This is a genomic window from Paradesulfitobacterium aromaticivorans, from assembly GCF_054657415.1.
Window position 1 is genome coordinate 619,772 of sequence record NZ_BAAHYT010000011.1, and the last position, 17,604, is coordinate 637,375.

Genomic DNA, 17,604 nt, shown 5'->3' on the forward strand with positions numbered 1-17,604 from the left:
ATTAATTGTTGCGAGGAGTTCCGAGTAAAGTCTCTTTATATTGTAACAAAGTTGTTTCAAATAGATGTCTTTTTTGAATGGAAGGAACTTAGCTCGATTTCAGAATATTGTTGAACGCGACAAGAGCTTACACTGGTTTTATGAAGTGACGGAGAATTATCTCAGCTAAATTTAGAGAGGGGTGGATAGAGGTGGCCCAGGATGTTACAGATGCCCAAGGGGTTAAACGCTATTTAGTTAATCTTAAGGTTAACGGGGATACCCATACCTTGATGGTTAAAGGGAATTCTTTGCTAGTGAATGTTTTGCGCGATGATCTGGAGTTAACAGGAACAAAAAAGGGGTGCGAGTTGGGGGACTGTGGCTCGTGTACGATCCTTATCGATGGCAAGCCTGTTAATTCCTGCTTAGTCCTGGCAGTTGAGGCAGAGGAGTTGGAGATTACGACAATCGAAGGGGTTGCCCCTAATGACAAGCTCGATAAACTGCAGGAATCGTTCATTGATCATGCCGCGATTCAATGCGGGTACTGCACTCCTGGTATGATCTTATCCGGCAAGGCCTTGCTTACGCAGAACCCGCATCCCACCGAAGAGGAAGTTCGGGCAGCGATTTCCGGCAACCTTTGCCGCTGTACCGGGTATGTAAATATTGTGAAAGCTATTCTCGCTGCCTCTGAGCGGGAATAAGAGAGGAGGGACAACTCCGTGGCTGAGAAAGAATCTGCTATTCAGGAAAAAAATGCGATTCAGGCAAAATTTAATACGGAGGAAACAGCGGTTGCTCAGGGTAATTCCGTAAGTCAAGAATACTCTGTTATCGGCAAGAGTGTGGGCCGGCTTGACGGACGGGTTAAAGCCACCGGCCAGGCAAAGTATACGGGCGATCTCAAATTCCCAGGTATGCTTTACGGTAAAATCCTTACCAGTCCTCATGCTCACGCTCGCATTCTTAGTATAGACATCTCAGAAGCTGAGAACCTCCCCGGGGTTAAAGCGGTCATTACGCACAAAGATGTGCCCAGCATAAAATACGGCATCAGTCCGGCGCGCTGGGATGAAAACATTTTCTGTATCGACAAAGTCTTGTTTGTCGGGGATAAAGTGGCTGCGGTAGCGGCGGTGGACGAAGAGACCGTTTATAAAGCGCTTAAGTTAATCAAGGTTGAATACGAAGTGCTCCCCCCGGTACTTGACCCCCTGCATGCCATGGATGAGGATGCTGCGCAAATCCATGAGGAATATGAGCGCAACCTTAACACTGAGATTCACCAAAGTTTTGGGGATGTAGAGCAGGCGTTGGCCCAAGCCTATCATGTACGCACTGACTACTTTGTCGGGCAACGGGCTTATCAAAGCCCGATCGAGCCTCATTCTGCCATCTCGATCTGGGAGGATGACAAACTCACAGTCTATTCCAGCACCCAGTCCCCGCATTATTTCCAATACTATATTGCCCGCCAGTTTGGGATGCCCATGGGGAATGTGCGCGTAATTAAGACGCACATTGGGGGCGGTTTCGGGGGGAAACTTGAACCGACCGGGCTGGAGTTTGCCGGGGCGGCTCTGTCCAAACTTACCGGTCGTGCCGTGAAAATGTTTTATGACCGCCATGAAATGTTTGCTCACAACAGGGGACGTCATCGCCAGTATATGAAGCTCACGACCGGTGTGGACCAAAACGGGAAGATCCTGGGGGTGCATGCGGATTTTATCATGGACGGCGGGGCTTATACCAGCTTGGGGGTTGCGAGTGCGTATTATGCGGGAGCCTTGCTTACGATTCTTTACGACTTTGAGAATTACAAGTTTGATATGTACCGGGTTTATACAAACCTGCCTGCCTGTGGAGCGCAGCGCGGGCACGGGCACCCACAGCCACGCTTTGCTTTCGAGAGTCATTTGGACAATATCGCCAAAGATTTGGGAATTGACCCGATTGAACTTAGGCTAAGAAATGCTCGTAAGGCCAATACCATTACTCCTAATGAATTTAAGGTGGAATCCTGTGCCCTTACGGAAGCGATAGAGAAAGCGCGCGAAACCTCCAACTGGGACGAAAAGCGCAAAGACAGGCCTCAAGGGCGGGGAATCGGGATTGGCCTGGGAGCCTTTGTCTCAGGCGCAGGGTATCCGATTTACCGCACTAATTTGCCGCAAGCGTCCGCAGTGATCAAGGTTAATGAGGACGGCAGTTCCGCAACTCTGTACACAGGAGCAGTGGACATCGGTCAGGGGAGTGACACCATTCTCTGCCAGATGGCCGCGGAAGCTATGGGTTTTTCCTTTGATAAGATGCGCATAGTCTCAGCTGATACTGAAGCTGCGCCCCATGATTTCGGCGCTTACGCCAGCCGCCAGACCTTGATGTCGGGCTGGGCCGTCAAGAGGGCAGGGGAAGAGATTAAAACCCAGCTTCTCGAAACAGCTGGGCTGATGATGGGTTCCAGTGCGGAGGAGTTGGAGTGCCGGGATGAGCTGATATTTATGAAAGAAAAGCCGGAGATAAGTAAAACCTTTAGGGAAGTCGCCCAGGAGTTTTTTGTGAAGAAAGGGCCGCTCGTAGGAAAAGGATCATATACCCCGCCTAAGCTGGGGGGCAAATTCAAAGGGGCTGCTGTCGGTACCTCTCCTGCTTACAGCTTCGCAGCTCAGGTAACGGAAGTAGAAATAGATGAGGAGACCGGGGAAGTTAAAATTCTGGAAGCTTGGGATGTGCATGACTGCGGCAAGGTGATAAATCCGGCCTTGCTCCACGCGCAGGTGCACGGTGCTTTCTATATGGGCATGGGTGAGTCAGTGTGGGAAGAGGTGCTTTTTGACGACCAAGGCAGGATCCTCAATCCCAATTTGGCCGAATACCGTCTTCCTACCGCCTTAGATATGCCTAAGTTTAACTCTGAGCTGGTGGACAGTTATGAACCAAACGCTCCCTGGGGGGTTAAAGAAGTGGGGGAAGGTGCAACTACCCCGACCATGGGTTCTATCTCCAATGCCATCTTTGATGCGCTTGGCGTCCGCATTAATTCTTTGCCCATGTCTTATGAGAAAATCTGGCGGGCCTTGAAAGATAAGAGCGAACGGGATTCTAAATGAGGTATTAGCTCATAGTAAATTCTGAATCAAAAGCAGCGAAAGCAGGTGAAAGAACAATGAATGAGAGGATTGTAAAAGAGGGTCATAGCAACGGTAACAGCAATGCTTATAGCGCACCCATTGTGTATAAAGCCTTCGCTGTTTTGCAGGAAGTGGCAAAAACTCCCGGCTCCCTGGGGATAAGCGATCTCTCCCGCGTGCTTAATATTAATAAGAGCACGGTATTCGGAGTTACTCAGGCTCTACTAGACTTGGGAGCTTTGCGCCAGGATGGGGCCAGTAAGAAGTTCAGGCTGGGCCCGGCTTTAATTCAGCTTGGGAACCAGTCTTTGGCCGGGATCAGTTTGCGCAGCCTAGCCCGTCCGTTCATGCTGAAGCTGGCTGAGGAATTCGAACAGACAGTGTTTTTAGGAAGGTTTGACGAATACGGGATTACTATTATTGAGAAAGCAGAGAGCCCGGTTGAACTAAAAGTGTCGGCACCGGTCGGTGCCCGTATTCCGTTCTTTGCAGGGGCAGCAGCTAAATCTTTTTTGGCAAGCCTCGATAAACCTCAGCAGCGCAGGATTTTGCAGGAGCGAACCCTCCCTAAATTCACAGACAAATCTATTACAGATGAAGATGAGTATCTGGTAGAATTAGAACGTGTGCGTGAAGCAGGGTTTGCCACAGATTTTGAGGAATATATCCACGGCGTACATGCGGTCAGTGTCCCCCTCCTTGATGCCCGCGGCTGGTTGGTAGCAGCGATCTGGATCGTGGGTTTTAGTTCTTCATTTCAAAGGGAGAAAATGTTTAGGGCGGCGAAAGCAGCTAAGGTTGGCATTGAGGAAATTAGCTCAATGATGGAGGGATAATACACGCTGATGATGTAATGTTGCAAGCAACCTGATAATACAATGGTTGCAAATAAGCTTCCTAAATGCTATGGTAAATCCAAGTTGCTTAAGAAGTTGATCTGTGTCTAAGATTAGAAACGGTTTAAGAATATGGCGACTCGCCGAGGGAGGCAGTTCGGTTGATTAGACTGGTGGTAATGGCAGCGGGGCAGGCAACGCGCATGGGCACTGATAAATTAGCCTTAGCTTGGTACGGTGCGACCGTGCTGGGATATGTTGTGCACGAGGCCTTGGATGCTCTGGCAGAGTCCGGGCTCAATGGCGAACTAGTAGTTATTGCCCGTAAACCCCCTGCGGTCTACCTTTCTCCCTCAGTGCATGCACTTTTTACCAAGAATAAAGGAAAGTGGCGTTTGCTCCCGGATCCGGTACCCCTGGCACAAACGATCAAAACCGGACTTGAGGGTGTGAGTGATGATGTTGTGGGGATTGCCTTTTTACCGGGGGATCAAGTTGGAGTTAACAGTCCAGTTTTAGCCAGGCTTATTAAGAATTTTGCCCACACAGAACCTGATGCACTCGTTCCAGTCGCGGGAATGGTGCCAGGTTCTCCTGTGTTTTTTCACCGCAAACTGATCCCCGAATTATCTTCATTAAGTGGTGAGCAAGGGGGGAAAACTGTTCTTAAAAACTATGAGGGAAAATTAAAAACCTATCAAGTAAATTCTGACTTCTTTACTGATTTAGATACTCCGGAGGAGTATAATAAGTTTAAGAAAGTGTGAATAGTGTCCCCTGAAAAAGTTCTTTAATCGCGTTCGAAATTTCCGAGACAGTCCAGGTGAAATAAATTGGGACAAGCAGTTCCACTTATTCATGAAAATTACGAGGTGCGGAGGTGGGCCCGTTTAAGGGAGAAGTATGGATATTCTTGCAAGGGTTCAGGAGTTGCGTGCTGCCGGGGAAACCTTCGTTCTGGCCACAATTGTCCGCGCTGAGGGTTCTACGCCCCGCAGCTTGGGAGCCAAGATGATCGTACGGGCTAACGGGAAAATTGAGGGGACGATCGGAGGGGGCAAGCTCGAGTATTTAGCAATTGAAGACGCTCAGGAGCTTCTCAATAACCGCCAGAGCACATTGAAACGCTATGACCTTATTCCGGAAGGAATTGGAATGCATTGTGGCGGCACGATCGAAGTGTTCCATGAGGTATACACCATCGCACCTCAGGTTGTCATTTTTGGAGCTGGGCATGTGGCCCAGCCCTTAGCGACTTTAACAGCCCAGCTCAGTTTGCCGGTAGTGCTAATTGATCCTAGGCCTGAGCTGGTAAATGAGAGTTATTTTCCGAAATCAGGGGTACAATTGATCTGTACGGATTACCTTGAAGGATTAAAGCAGTGTAATGTTACCTCAGAAACGATTTTCTTTGTGGTCTCTCTGGGCCAGGAACAAGAGATTTTATCCGAAGTTTTGCAGCATGAGCTGCGTTACGTCGGCGTTATGGGCAGCAAGCGCAAAATTACCGCTCTGCACAAACAGGTGCTTGAGAGCGGGTTAAGTGAAGAACAATGGGCTAAGGTGCGCGGCCCGGTGGGTCTTGACCTCGGCGGGGAAACCCCGTATGAAGTTGCTCTGAGTATGACTGCAGAACTTGTGAAAGAGCTCAAGGGAGGAACGGGTAAGCCCCTTAATCTAGCATCCGTTTGAGTGTAAACTCAAAATAGCACAGTTAAAGGGTATAGGTATTGTTTAGAATAATTAACTTTGAAAAAATAAGATTTTCTTGCTTAAAATCATGTTAAATAAAGTTAGGGTGTTAAATATGACTTATCTTAAGATTAATAATACCAGAGTGCTTAGGGGTCCCATAGTCTTGGTGCGGGGAGCAGGAGAACTGGCTACAGGAGTAGGGTGGACTTTGGCCAAAGCGGGATTTCGTGTCCTTATGACGGAAGTAAGCCAACCCCTGATGGTGCGCTGGCCGGTCTGTTTTGGGACGGCCATCGCCGAAGGGAAATGGGAAGTAGAAGGGGTGCAAGCCCGTCTGGCAAGTGAACCGGGTGCGTGTTCACGCTTGTGGGATCTCGGGGCAGTGCCGATTTTCATTGATCCCGACTTGCAAACTCTGCCTGAGATTAAGCCTGTGGTTGTGATTGATGCCATCATGGCTAAACGCAACTTAGGAACGAATAGAGACATGGCCCCTTTGACAATAGGTTTAGGGCCGGGGTTCAGCGCCGGTAAAGACGTAGATCTAGTGCTAGAGACCAACCGCGGTCATAATCTGGCCCGCCTGATTTATGAAGGTATGGCTGAGCCTAACACGGGAGTCCCGGGAGAAATAGGCGGGGTGGCAGCTGAACGAGTCGTTTATTCCCCTCAAGCCGGAGTGTTCAGCCCCTTTAAAAAGATCGGCGAGCACGTGAGCGCAGGGGAAGTGTTGGGGATAATCCAGGAGGCACAAGGAGCACAAGCGGAAGTGAGGGCAACAATTACGGGCATGTTGCGCGGGCTTTTGCGCGCCGGTACGTATGTTAAGGAAAAAGTTAAGACCGGTGACATCGACCCCCGGGGCGAACAGGATTATTGTTTCACACTCTCAGAAAAGGCAAGGGCTATTGGCGGCGCGGCTCTGCTCGCAGTTGTAGAGTGGGAGCGCCAAGGGCAAAAATAACCTTCATGAATGGGGCCAATGGAAAAAACCGTTTAGTAGTGGCGCAGGACACAACAGTAGTAGTTCTGCGTTTTTAATTTTTATATAAGGGAAGGATTCAAGTAAGATTTGGCTGTTTATCAGAAGCAAGGAAAATCGCAACGATGCTGATGGGACTAGGCCTAAAAGGCATAGGACTAAAGGGAAAATTTTCAACCAGAGACAGGTATTTTCGAATTTGCGCAGAAATTAGATTAACACAAAGAACAAGCCGGGATTAAGGACTATTTGTGCGAAAATTAGCTAGTACGAGTAAATATGGTTAGCGGCAAAAGTGCAAATAACGAAAAGTAAATCCGGCTGAGAGAGTATTGTTGGCTGATTTTTTTATAAGGCAGAAGGGGTATTCAGCAAACTACTGAATGTAAACGCATTATAGACAAAAAATTAAAGTTTTTAGGGAGATGTTTATGCGTTTAGTAAATGTTAATTATTTAAAAGAGGGGGCTGTGCTCGCACGGCCTGTGATGAATGCTATGTGCCAGGTCTTGCTGCAAGCGGGGGTAAAACTTACTTCTTCTTACATATCCCGCCTGCAGAATTATGGCTGTGAAGTTGTATTCATTGAAGATGAGCGTTTAGCTGATGTAGAAATTCAGCCAGCTATCAGCACACCTACAAGAGAGTTAGCCCATAAGACCCTTAAACAAATTACCGGGCATATCGGCACAGGTCGGGATAATGCCCTTCCGATTGAACAGGTGCGCACGGCAGTTGAGGAAATGATTGAAGATTTACTAAACAGCAGGGACATTGTCGGGAATTTAACTGAGATACAAGTATATGACGAATACACTTTTCAGCATTCTATTAATACTACAGTTTTAGCCTTGATTTTGGCTTTGGCCGCAGGATATTCTGAATCTAAACTGCTTGAGCTTGGCATGGGTGTACTTATGCATGACGTAGGGAAAATAAAGGTTCCTGATGAAATTTTGAACAAGACTGCCCCTTTAACACTAGATGAGTTTGATGAGATTAAAAAACACACGATATATGGGTATGAAATCTTGCGCAAAAATCGGGATTTTAGTTTGCTTTCCACTCATGTTGCCTTTCAACATCAGGAAAAATGGGATGGGAGTGGGTACCCGCGGGGTTTAAAAGGGACAGAAATCCATGAATACGGCCGTATTACCGCTGTGGCTGACGTGTTCGAGGCCTTAACAAGCAGAAGAGTTTACCGTCCTGCTTTCCAGCCTTATAAGGCTTTCGAGTATCTGATGGCCAATTCCGGAACTCACTTTGAACCCAAGATAGTAGATTCATTTACGAAAAATGTCGCTATTTATCCAACTGGTTCGGGAGTTCGTCTCAGCAACGGGCTTAGAGGGAATGTGGTAAAGCAAAACCAGTCTTTTCCAAGCCGCCCGTTTGTGCGGGCTCTGTATGAGGAAAACAGCCCTCTGTTAGCCCCCATTGATCTTAACCTTGCTGAACATCCATCGCTTATGATAGTTAAAGTGGAAAATGAGTGATATTTGGCAACCAGTGAATCCTCCCGGGAAATTGCTTGAGTCAACTAATGTGACATAAGGCTTTGAAATTCCTCTGGCGTGTGTACAGGTTGTTGACATGCAAAATTTTGACAGACATACGCAGTAACTCCTGCATCCGGGATTGGATAATCCTTAAGCCAGGGGATTTCTTCGAGGCTCCCGTCTTGATAGAGTAGGGTTGAGTAGGGACGTAAATCAGAGAAAAATGTCTTGCGAAAAGCTGGAAGCTCTTCTGCCTGCGAACGAGAGGCCAGCACAATCTCCTGGCCTGGGTAGAGGGAAAATTGCAAAGCTTGTAAAGACGCAGTATAGCCGGTAGGGTATTCAACTGCTGCCATCATTAAAGCAGAGAGTGCCTTAGCGGCTTTTTCATCCCACTGCGTATCTCCGGTTAGACGCGCCAGCCTCAGGAGGTTAAGAGCACTGACCGAATTACCGGAAGGTGTGGCCCCGTCATAAGTTTCGTGGGGGCGGATGAGGAGTTCCTCGGCATCTGTTCCGGTCAGGTAGTAGCCACCATTTTGCTCATCGCTGAAAAGCCGATTTTGGTCCTGCTGCAGTTCAAGTGCTGTTTCAAGGTAACTGCTTTGACCCTGTGCGCTGTAAAGTTCGAGCAGACCCCATATGAGATAAGCATAATCGTCAAGGTAAGCCGGATAGGCTGCTTCTCCGTCCCGGTAGCGCGCTAAAAGACGCCCATCAGGGCGGCGCAGGTTCTTAAGGATAAATTTGACAGCACGCTTAGCCAAGAGCAAGTAGCGGTCATTTTGGAGTACTTGTGCTCCCTTAGCTAGAGCAGCGATCATGAGGCCGTTCCAAGAAGTGAGGATTTTGTCGTCCTTATGGGGATGAATGCGCCCTTCCCGCACCTGAAAAAGGGTTCTGCGGGCTTTGGTGAGTGCAGACTCAAGTTCTTTCAGACTGAGTGCATACTCCTGTGCCAAGAGTTGGTGATCTGAATTAATTATATTAGGTATACTTTTACCTTCGAAGTTGCCCGCTGGCGTAATGTCGTAAGTAGCACAATAGAGCTTGCCCTGTTCCAAACCTAAGATTTCAATGACTTCTTCAGGGCTCCATACATAGAATTTTCCTTCCACTCCTTCGGAATCGGCATCTTCTGCGGAATAAAACCCGCCCGTGGGCGCGGTCAAATCGCGTTCAATGTAAGTGAAAATCTCTTCAGCCACCCGGCGGTAATCATCATTATGTGTCATTTGGAACCCTTCCAGGTACACGTATGCCAACAGGGCATTGTCATAGAGCATTTTCTCAAAGTGTGGCACCAGCCATTTCTCATCCGTACTGTAACGCGCAAATCCGTACCCTATGTGGTCATACATTCCTCCGCGTGCCATACCGTCCAGGGTTTTAGAGGCCATAACCAAAGCAGAACTGTCCGGTTCACTAAAGGCATAGCGCAAGAGAAAACCGAGTACATGCGGGGATGGGAATTTAGGTGCTTGCCCGAACCCCCCATAGCGGTTATCAAAAGTATGGGCCAGACGGCTAAAGGTTTCGTTTATTAGCTTTATTCCCTGCTCTTTTATAAGGGATGCGTCTTGACCAAGCAGAGGTGCATTACTGGGGTCATTGTCTATGAGCGGTGCGGTTTTGGTTTGGGTATGCGCTTGCACGGCATCAAAAATTTCCTCCGCAGCCCCGCGAAGTTTATGGTCATCTTCCACCCAGAGCGACCCGACTTGTTCCAGAATTTCCAGCAGTCCCTGGCGACCGTAGCGGCGGTTCTTGGGGAAATAAGTCCCCGCAAAAAACGGTCGTTTCTCGGGGGTCATCAGAATCGTTAACGGCCATCCTCCCGAACCTGTAAGCGCCTGGCAGAATGCCATATAGATATGGTCGATATCCGGGCGCTCCTCGCGGTCGACCTTAATTGCGATGAAATAACGGTTGAGCAAGGCGGCAACTTCATCGTTTTCAAAAGATTCTCTCTCCATCACATGACACCAATGGCAGGTCGAGTATCCAATACTTAGGAAAATAGGCTTATTTTCCCTCGAGGCCTTTGTGAAAGCTTCCTCGTTCCAAGGATGCCAGTCTACGGGATTATAGGCATGTTGCAAGAGATATGGGCTTTTTTCTCTTAGCAGTCTGTTAGGTTGTTTGTCGGTAGTTATCATTTTGTCCTCCAAAGTGTGGTTATTGAACGTGACATTGATATTAGTATGTCAAGATATTAAGCGATTATAAAGGATTATTCCTATTATTATAAAAGGGAAAACCCAGTTAACCAGACAGTTGTGGAGGAGAATGCCCGTGTAAAATTAGACCAGGCTGAATACCAATAACGGTACTCAAGCTTTGAAGCAAGGTACGAAGAAGCCAAGGCTAAGCTGGAAAAAATCGAAGAACAGCGGCAAGCCCGCCGGATAAAGCGAGAGAAATTGGATACCTTTCTTAGTACATTGCTGCGGCAGGATTCTGTTTTGACGGAGTTTGACGAAGATCTTTGGATTGCGGTTATAGATAAAGTCACGGTCTTTGCTGATGATGATGTCCTGTTTACCTTTAGGGACGGCACGGTGGTAAAGGGATAATACCCAAAAACAAGACGCCTGCGGGTTGGCAATAATGCTAACCTTTCGGGTTTATCTTTTTGAATATTACGGATTATCTGTAGGGTGGTAAGTTCTAAAGAGTATTCTTTTGCTTGCAACCTCGAACCATTATAAAAAATTAATTACTTTGACTCGGCTTACCCAAAATTTACATTACCTACTTGACAATGGAAGGACTACACATGTAAGATAAAAACATGGATTACTGACGTAGGACAGAGGGGGTTTTAGCGTGAAAGAGATTCCGCAAATTTCAGATGCGGAGTGGCGGGTAATGAAAGTCTTCTGGGCCTCACAGACACCACTGCCATTTAGTGCGATAATTGAAGCGTTAGAGGCTACTACTGATTGGAAACCCAAAACCATCCATACTCTTATTAGCCGACTTGTTAAGAAGAAAGCTCTTTCGGTAAACACCGGCAGTAAAACCTATTTATATTTTCCGGAAGTAACAGAATCAGATTGTAAACAGGCTGAAACTAAGTCTTTTCTGCAAAGAGTTTATAATGGCTCCTTCAAGTTGATGGCTGTTAATTTCCTCAAAGAAGCTAGGCTTTCACCCGAGGAATTAGAGGAGTTAGAGCAAATCCTCCGCCAAAAAAGAGATTAGTTGGAGGTGAGTCGGGACTATGATGCTAACCGAAATATTTAGAGAGGTGCTTTCTCTATCAATATCAGCAAGCGTTCTAGTTGTACTAATTCTTGTTAGTAAAGCGCTGTTTAAAAACAAGTTGTCAGCCCAGTGGCACCATTATATATGGTTCCTGTTAATTTTTAGACTTCTGGTTCCCTATGCACCTGAGAGTTCTTTAAGTGCCTTAAATATTTTGAACCCTGCCATTCAAGAGATTAGTAACATTAATATTACCGGAAACAATTTCGTGTTCACTGTACCTGAAAGTAATCCCGGCTCGCTAATTAATGCTAGTTCCACTCCCGGTGTTCCGTATAACGAATCAACTCCAAACAGTAGGGCTAATACTTTCCCCCAAAAAAGTAGTTTGAGCTTCGTAGATCTGCTGGGAATAGCCTGGTTAATCGGTGCAATTATGATAGTACTGTATTTAGTCCTAGTCTACGCCAGCAATGTATTAAAGCTGAATAATGGGAATAATTGCAGTGACCCAGTTATTATTAAGGCTATCGAAAAATGCAAACAAGAAATGGGAATTCGCTCAAAAATATTAATCTTCTATAGCAGACATGTGAATACTCCATCAATGTTCGGTCTTATTAATCCTTCCTTGCTGGTTCCTATAGAAATACTCTCCGCTCTCTCAGATGATGAAAAACGATATGTACTCTTGCACGAATTGTCCCACCTCAAGCGCAGGGACCTATGGATGAATTGGCTTACCTTACTTTTGAGGGCCGTATACTGGTTTAATCCCGTCATCTGGTATGCCTTTGCCAAAATGCAGGAAGACTGCGAAGTAGCATGTGATGCTAATGTCTTACAGCATCTTAATAAAGAAGAACACCCAAAATATGGGGAGACTATTTTATGTGTGTTAAAAACAGTTTCCAGACCCATCTTGCTGCCAGTGACCACGGGGATGACAAATAGGAAGTCTAGCATTAAGCGAAGGCTGGCTATGATCACATCGTTCAAACGGCCCTCTTGGAAATTGTCTATAGTAGCTGTGGGGTTGTTGGCTCTAATAGGCATTTTGGGCCTGACAAATTCCGTAAATGGTTCACTTTTTCCGAGTCGTTCCACAGGGAAAACGATAATTGAAGCTATCCGGAAATCTGGGCGAAACGTTTCTAAAGTGGTGGATGCTGAGGAAGTTAAAGGCGGAGTTGTAGTTTTCTACAAAAAGGCCATTGGTAACGGAGGGGTGACTAATGCCTCTGGTTACATCAAAAAAACATTATGGGGATGGGAATGGGCTTGGGGTGGAGAACATTCTGATTCAACCCCAATGGGTTTTAGTGCTCAATATTTTCCCTATGTAAAAACTACTCCATTTCCATTAGTATTCGGCGAAATAAAGGTCCCAAATGTTAAGTTCATAGACGTATCGGAAAACGGCACAACTAACAAAGTTCAGGCTAAGATTGTTGGAACAGGTGCGGATTTGATGTGGTATGTCTTCTTAGATAAATCGGCAGGTCCAGATTTCACTATCACTGGATTGTCAAACAGTGGAAGCATTCTCTATACGCAAAGCTTGAATACAAATAGCAGTAGTTCTGCTTCAGCTGGAGTAAATATTACTGAAAATCGCAGTTTACCAATGCCAACCTCGGCAAAAAAGAATTCAGACGGCTCAATTACAATTCCTTTTCCATTTAAGGAAAAATTCTCTACCAAAAATGAGCAATGGCTTTTAGATAGAGATACATCAAATAATCTGGTATTAAGAATTATCTTCGGTGGCAATCAAATTGTGAGTTTCCCAGTAAATGGTTCCGGAAATACCCCCGAAACTGGTATAATTCTACTCGGAGATACGCAATACTCGATAAAAAATATTACGTTGAACAATGATCAAGCTTCGGGTTTGGTAATGTTAGAGGCATCTACGTCAAGTATCATGCCTAATATTAATTCAGTACCAACTTCTAATCAACAAACATCATACATTTTACCAGCATCAATCCGTTCGATTAGCATAAGTGACGATTCGCCAGCAGGGATTTATTGGAGTCCGAATAGTCAAAATTCCGTTTTATCTCAAGTATCATCATGGTTAAAGACTGCGAAACCATATACGGCAGCAATTCCAGCAACAGAAGCAGTCGATGCTTTTGTTCATCACAATATCGGACCATCCGTTTTGCATATAACTGGTTCAGACGGGTTTCAAACCTTGCTTTATCCTGCATGGTATACCCAAATAAATGGACAGGAAGTTGATGCCCAATCTATAGGAAAGTATATACATTACGAACAAGATGTAGTTGTCTTAATTGAAGCAAGAACCAATAAAGTAAATTATTTGGAATCAGTAGCACTTTATAATTGGCTAAAAAATGAGGAATGGAAGACGGAATTTAGCCAAAATCCTGCGCTTGCACCCCAATATCAGACCAACGAGAATGGACAGACGTATGGCTCAAATTTGGGTGCCATTATGGGAAACCCACAGCCGGATTTGATTGCGGCAAGAGGTGCGGATGGTACTAATGGGTACGTTAGATATGTAGATCTAATGGGCAATATGCCGAAGACACCAGAAGAGGCATTGGACATGCAAAATAACCGTAAACCGGGTAGTGCTCAAATCCCGCTGTATGCTGTTGACGGTAAGACAGTTATCGGTGTGTTTAATCACAATTAACACATGCTATTGAGAAGTAAACAGGATCAAAGTAAGGCTTTAACAATTATAATTCTCTCCTACATATCAAGTGAGAACAAAATAGCGGTCGGAGTTGAGATGACTTCGACCGGTTTGTTTTTGAATTTTGAAGGAATCCCAGGGAACTTGTGGAATTCTTGACTAATGAGTATCTAGCTGTAATATATTCATAGCCATTTTGAAGTTGATCTCTCTGTGATAACACTCCGAAGAGGTATAGAAAAAATGAAGAACCGCTTTTTAACTATCTTCGTGATTATAGTTTCAATGTTGGCCCTTGTCGGATGTTCCGAGTCAAAACCATGGTTTACTCCGCATAGTCCACAGGTTGGTGTAAAGGAACAATGGCAAATTCAGGGGTTTCATTTAAGCGTTGATTCCCAAGAACAATTCACTTTTGATATTGGATTAGCCGAAAAAACGCCGGATTATAGTTTTGGCAAGATATGTTGAGTTGGCAAGAGATCTCTACATCTGAAGCACAAACGTTATTTGGTAAGACGACAACAGAAAAATTACTACTGGCCAATGCCACCAGTAAAAATCCAATACTCTATGACCTAATGATACCCAATACTCTACTCTCGATACTGTGATGCCAGCGACAAAACTAGGTTATGGAAATGGAGATCCAAGGAATCTGGTTGATTCAATTATTAGCCTGCACGAGGGGAATTCGGAGCATATAGTAATAATTGCGAACACTCCGATTCAATGGACAGAAACTACGGTTGCTCCGAAAGCACAAACCGTATCGTTTACATGGGTTCCAGCGAAGTGATTTTGTTGGAGTCGAGAAGCTGCCTCAGAGGTGAGAATTACGTGAGATTGATTAAATGGCTCTCTATGATAATTTTGTTAGTTCTCGTAATCGGGAGTTTATTTCTGTTCTCCAAAGTTCATATAGCATCAAATGGAGTAACCTATCAAGACAAGACTGCTTTGAATAGTATGAACATTATAATCGACACTCCGAATGCCCCTGCAAAAATAAACCCCATTGTTGCTATTGTAGATGCAGTTAAGACTTATCACCCACGGTTATTCAGCCTCGATAGGATAAATGTAGAATATCAATTAATGACAGCAACGGCGGGAGGCCACAGTCTTTCAAAAGAGCCGGTATTCATCGTTTCTTTTGTGAGCAATAAGGTTATTCAGTACCTGCTGGGCCGTCTATAAATCAAAAACTGTATACGCACCACGAATTTAATACAGTGGTCGATGCGAACAATGGCGAGCCCCTTTTTGGTTTTGATTATCGATAGGCCATAGAAGGTGGGGAAATGGGAGAATTTATATTTGTGCTTTCCTTTGGACTTACTTTACTGAAAATAATCATTGCCAGCTTAAGTGACTCTAAGTGGGTATATTGGCTGGCCGGAATCTGTGTGTACATTTTCAGCTTTGCTGGAATGTGGGATTTTAGGGGATATACTTTAAGCGTGGCTTTTGGGTTATTGGCCTTGGCAATTGGTCACTCTCTTAGACTCATAACAAAACTTTACCATTCAGTAATTGCTGTAGCTGCAGGTTTTTTGCTGTGGTTCGCAATTTTCGAGATTGTCGGTGATTCGTGGCTGTTTTTACCATACAGTATTTTTTCCTGGTTGTCGTTGTAAAGGGGTGTTGGCGATGGATCAATTAACGGCTTGCAAAAATTGTTCTAAAGAAGTCGCACAGTCTGCTACGGTTTGTCCCCATTGTGGTGCAAAGCTCAAGATGAATCTTATTGAAAAGTTGATACTATTCGTGATTGTTAGCTTTGTTGCACTCTTTCTGCTAGGAAAAGTGGAAATGTGGGTGAAGTAGTGGCTCGGAGTGTGGAATATGAAAATTAAATCGTTATTAAATGTACGAAATATGATAGTTATAATTATTATTCTTACCGTTTTTCTCACGATAGGGCTTTTGACAAAATCTAGCCAACACCATTATGTAGATATTAACAATTTAGTGGAAGAAGCTTATACAACTGATGGTGGTTATAATTCTGAAGTCGCAAAACACATGTCATTGGATGTTTACAAGAAATCCAATATTAATGAAATATTTAAAACTGAATACCCGTCTAAAAAGGCAGACTTGGTAATTAAGGAATTAAATCAACATAAATATGACGGTGATATCTACGTGTATATGAAAATTACACTGTATGTTAGAGATAAAATTACCAATAAAGTTATTTCTGCAGGTATCGATATCCCGGTGGTTTTCAAGGTAACAAATAAGGATGGGCAACCTTTTCTAGCGGATAAGATTGAGTACGTCAACCAAAATGATGTGCCTCAAAAATTCAGATGAGATATGGGGGTAATGAACTTGATGGAAATGCCGTTTCGTCCACCTACTGATTACTACTATAAAGACCTGGCTCCCATTGATGAGCAAATTTGTGGACTACTCGCAAAGCGTAAAAAGCTTTCTAATAACAATCCTGGGTTTCCGAGTCTTGAGCTTATTTCAGAATGGAGCCAAAAGTATGGGCTAAACGAGAATTGGCTCCGGAGAATCTTTGCAGCATATATGCTTCACGAGGGGCGTTTGCAACCACCTGTTGAACCAACAGGCTTTTTAAAGTTTGTTCCTATATTGAAATCTGTAGAAATTGACAATATGGCGTATGCCGTAACACATATGAAGCAATACAGCAATGCCAGCGTAGTGTATGTCGAAACTGAAATAAATACTCCTGAACCGTATGTAATTTTGGGACACGCTAGTTTCGAATTATTTATTTCCCCGGAATATCAGTGCAGACAAGGCCATGGATCTGGCCACGGAAAAGGGATGCAGCACTCTTTTATAATTACTCCTGCCTTACCGGATAACGTTTCTGAACTGGAATTCCGTTTGAGCGTTAAACCACTCCCCGAAAACCCGGGATTTCAAAAGGTATCTTTTCAAGAAACAACCGTTACGATCAAGTGAGTATAAGATTGGAATTGCACTTAACATATAACGTAAAAACTTGTCGAATGGGGAAAGGTTATGAGAAATTGGACTAAATTAGTTATTGTTTTGTTAATTATTACGAATCTCATATTTATTGGGACAACCGTATTTTACAAGGATAAAATTGACAATCAAGTATTAAAAGTATATACGTTCGAAGGAGCAGGTAATGATATTCAATTAAGCAATGGCATTATTATTATCTCCTCAGGTAAACAAATCGTTAACGGTGGTCAAATACAATATATTGGCAACAAATTAGAAAATATAAAGTCGTACTCTAAAACCATTTATCTAGATAAACAAGGGAGTAAAGACCCAGTCTTATCTAATTCGGTATCGAATACTACAGGTATCCCGGGGATGACCTTTCCTGAAGAGTTATTATTAAATAAAGATGTTGGACAATTAAGCGGCGAGAAATTGTTTAATGACAAAAATATTAGTTCAATAAAAGATAACCTCTATTTTTCTCTTAAATGTATATCGGAGTATGGTAAGGATGAAGATTTTGTAGTTAAACTCAATGTAAAAGAAATCTTATGAATGAAATGATGCTATCATCTTTCGAACCGTTATGTTGGCTCAATGTTCAACATTATCCTAGCTTGGG

General features: G+C 44.5%; 17 protein-coding genes. 16 read left to right on the forward strand and 1 reads right to left on the reverse strand.

Annotation, left to right across the window (positions count from 1 at the left end; genetic code table 11):
- The first annotated feature begins 191 nt into the window (after nucleotides 1-191).
- The 7 genes from ACYQ2N_RS19780 to ACYQ2N_RS19810 all read left to right on the forward strand — a co-directional run bounded on the left by ACYQ2N_RS19780 (nucleotide 192) and on the right by ACYQ2N_RS19810 (nucleotide 8,128).
- Nucleotides 192-689: a (2Fe-2S)-binding protein gene (locus ACYQ2N_RS19780; RefSeq protein WP_460001134.1), complete on the forward strand. Its 498-nt coding sequence runs from the start codon at nucleotides 192-194 to the stop codon at nucleotides 687-689.
- An 18-nt stretch (nucleotides 690-707) separates the two neighbouring features.
- Nucleotides 708-3,095: a 4-hydroxybenzoyl-CoA reductase subunit alpha gene (hcrA, locus tag ACYQ2N_RS19785; RefSeq protein ID WP_460001135.1), complete on the forward strand. Its 2,388-nt coding sequence runs from the start codon at nucleotides 708-710 to the stop codon at nucleotides 3,093-3,095.
- Between the two features lie 56 nt (nucleotides 3,096-3,151).
- Entirely contained in the window at nucleotides 3,152-3,952 is an 801-nt protein-coding gene (locus ACYQ2N_RS19790; RefSeq protein ID WP_460001136.1) for an IclR family transcriptional regulator, read from the forward strand.
- Nucleotides 3,953-4,113: 161 nt separating this feature from the next.
- Entirely contained in the window at nucleotides 4,114-4,719 is a 606-nt protein-coding gene (locus ACYQ2N_RS19795; RefSeq protein WP_460001137.1) for a nucleotidyltransferase family protein, read from the forward strand.
- 136 nt (nucleotides 4,720-4,855) lie between these two features.
- The gene (locus tag ACYQ2N_RS19800) at nucleotides 4,856-5,644 is read left to right on the forward strand and encodes an XdhC family protein (RefSeq protein ID WP_460001138.1); all 789 of its coding nucleotides are present in this window, start codon (nucleotides 4,856-4,858) and stop codon (nucleotides 5,642-5,644) included.
- Nucleotides 5,645-5,759: 115 nt separating this feature from the next.
- On the forward strand, nucleotides 5,760-6,611 hold the full coding sequence (gene yqeB / locus ACYQ2N_RS19805; protein ID WP_460001139.1) for a selenium-dependent molybdenum cofactor biosynthesis protein YqeB: 852 nt from the start codon (nucleotides 5,760-5,762) through the stop codon (nucleotides 6,609-6,611).
- A 449-nt stretch (nucleotides 6,612-7,060) separates the two neighbouring features.
- On the forward strand, nucleotides 7,061-8,128 hold the full coding sequence (locus tag ACYQ2N_RS19810; RefSeq protein WP_460001140.1) for an HD-GYP domain-containing protein: 1,068 nt from the start codon (nucleotides 7,061-7,063) through the stop codon (nucleotides 8,126-8,128).
- A 44-nt stretch (nucleotides 8,129-8,172) separates the two neighbouring features.
- Here the strand turns inward: ACYQ2N_RS19810 and ACYQ2N_RS19815 are convergent, their stop codons facing one another.
- Nucleotides 8,173-10,290 carry a thioredoxin domain-containing protein gene (locus ACYQ2N_RS19815; protein WP_460001141.1) on the reverse strand — a complete coding sequence of 706 codons (2,118 nt, stop codon included), beginning with the start codon at nucleotides 10,288-10,290 and terminating at the stop codon, nucleotides 8,173-8,175.
- Between the two features lie 670 nt (nucleotides 10,291-10,960).
- On the opposite strand from ACYQ2N_RS19815, the gene ACYQ2N_RS19820 reads away from it, so the two are divergent.
- From ACYQ2N_RS19820 to ACYQ2N_RS19860, 9 genes are all read left to right on the forward strand, one after another.
- Nucleotides 10,961-11,338 (forward strand): BlaI/MecI/CopY family transcriptional regulator, encoded by a 378-nt coding sequence (locus ACYQ2N_RS19820; protein ID WP_460001143.1) that lies wholly within the window; start codon nucleotides 10,961-10,963, stop codon nucleotides 11,336-11,338.
- A 19-nt stretch (nucleotides 11,339-11,357) separates the two neighbouring features.
- Nucleotides 11,358-14,015: a M56 family metallopeptidase gene (locus tag ACYQ2N_RS19825; RefSeq protein ID WP_460001145.1), complete on the forward strand. Its 2,658-nt coding sequence runs from the start codon at nucleotides 11,358-11,360 to the stop codon at nucleotides 14,013-14,015.
- 246 nt (nucleotides 14,016-14,261) lie between these two features.
- Nucleotides 14,262-14,489 carry a hypothetical protein gene (locus tag ACYQ2N_RS19830; protein ID WP_460001147.1) on the forward strand — a complete coding sequence of 76 codons (228 nt, stop codon included), beginning with the start codon at nucleotides 14,262-14,264 and terminating at the stop codon, nucleotides 14,487-14,489.
- A 369-nt stretch (nucleotides 14,490-14,858) separates the two neighbouring features.
- Nucleotides 14,859-15,218 carry a hypothetical protein gene (locus tag ACYQ2N_RS19835; RefSeq protein WP_460001148.1) on the forward strand — a complete coding sequence of 120 codons (360 nt, stop codon included), beginning with the start codon at nucleotides 14,859-14,861 and terminating at the stop codon, nucleotides 15,216-15,218.
- Between the two features lie 104 nt (nucleotides 15,219-15,322).
- Nucleotides 15,323-15,658, forward strand: a complete 336-nt coding sequence (locus tag ACYQ2N_RS19840) for a hypothetical protein (protein ID WP_460001149.1) — start codon at nucleotides 15,323-15,325, stop codon at nucleotides 15,656-15,658.
- Between the two features lie 13 nt (nucleotides 15,659-15,671).
- Nucleotides 15,672-15,848, forward strand: a complete 177-nt coding sequence (locus tag ACYQ2N_RS19845; RefSeq protein ID WP_460001150.1) for a zinc-ribbon domain-containing protein — start codon at nucleotides 15,672-15,674, stop codon at nucleotides 15,846-15,848.
- 18 nt (nucleotides 15,849-15,866) lie between these two features.
- Entirely contained in the window at nucleotides 15,867-16,340 is a 474-nt protein-coding gene (locus ACYQ2N_RS19850; RefSeq protein WP_460001151.1) for a hypothetical protein, read from the forward strand.
- A gap of 21 nt (nucleotides 16,341-16,361) precedes the next feature.
- Nucleotides 16,362-16,967: a hypothetical protein gene (locus tag ACYQ2N_RS19855; protein ID WP_460001764.1), complete on the forward strand. Its 606-nt coding sequence runs from the start codon at nucleotides 16,362-16,364 to the stop codon at nucleotides 16,965-16,967.
- Nucleotides 16,968-17,027: 60 nt separating this feature from the next.
- A complete protein-coding gene (locus ACYQ2N_RS19860; protein ID WP_460001152.1) occupies nucleotides 17,028-17,537 on the forward strand; it encodes a hypothetical protein in 510 nt (169 codons plus the stop codon).
- Nucleotides 17,538-17,604: the final 67 nt, after the last annotated feature.

Coding starts and splice junctions, on each gene's coding strand:
- ACYQ2N_RS19790 (WP_460001136.1), top strand. CDS start 3,152: ATGAATGAGAGGATTGTAAAAGAGGGTCATAGCAACGGTAACAGCAAT.
- ACYQ2N_RS19800 (WP_460001138.1), top strand. CDS start 4,856: ATGGATATTCTTGCAAGGGTTCAGGAGTTGCGTGCTGCCGGGGAAACC.
- yqeB (WP_460001139.1), top strand. CDS start 5,760: ATGACTTATCTTAAGATTAATAATACCAGAGTGCTTAGGGGTCCCATA.
- ACYQ2N_RS19810 (WP_460001140.1), top strand. CDS start 7,061: ATGCGTTTAGTAAATGTTAATTATTTAAAAGAGGGGGCTGTGCTCGCA.
- ACYQ2N_RS19815 (WP_460001141.1), bottom strand. CDS start 10,290: ATGATAACTACCGACAAACAACCTAACAGACTGCTAAGAGAAAAAAGC.
- ACYQ2N_RS19825 (WP_460001145.1), top strand. CDS start 11,358: ATGATGCTAACCGAAATATTTAGAGAGGTGCTTTCTCTATCAATATCA.
- ACYQ2N_RS19830 (WP_460001147.1), top strand. CDS start 14,262: ATGAAGAACCGCTTTTTAACTATCTTCGTGATTATAGTTTCAATGTTG.
- ACYQ2N_RS19840 (WP_460001149.1), top strand. CDS start 15,323: ATGGGAGAATTTATATTTGTGCTTTCCTTTGGACTTACTTTACTGAAA.
- ACYQ2N_RS19845 (WP_460001150.1), top strand. CDS start 15,672: ATGGATCAATTAACGGCTTGCAAAAATTGTTCTAAAGAAGTCGCACAG.
- ACYQ2N_RS19850 (WP_460001151.1), top strand. CDS start 15,867: ATGAAAATTAAATCGTTATTAAATGTACGAAATATGATAGTTATAATT.
- ACYQ2N_RS19855 (WP_460001764.1), top strand. CDS start 16,362: ATGGAAATGCCGTTTCGTCCACCTACTGATTACTACTATAAAGACCTG.
- ACYQ2N_RS19860 (WP_460001152.1), top strand. CDS start 17,028: ATGAGAAATTGGACTAAATTAGTTATTGTTTTGTTAATTATTACGAAT.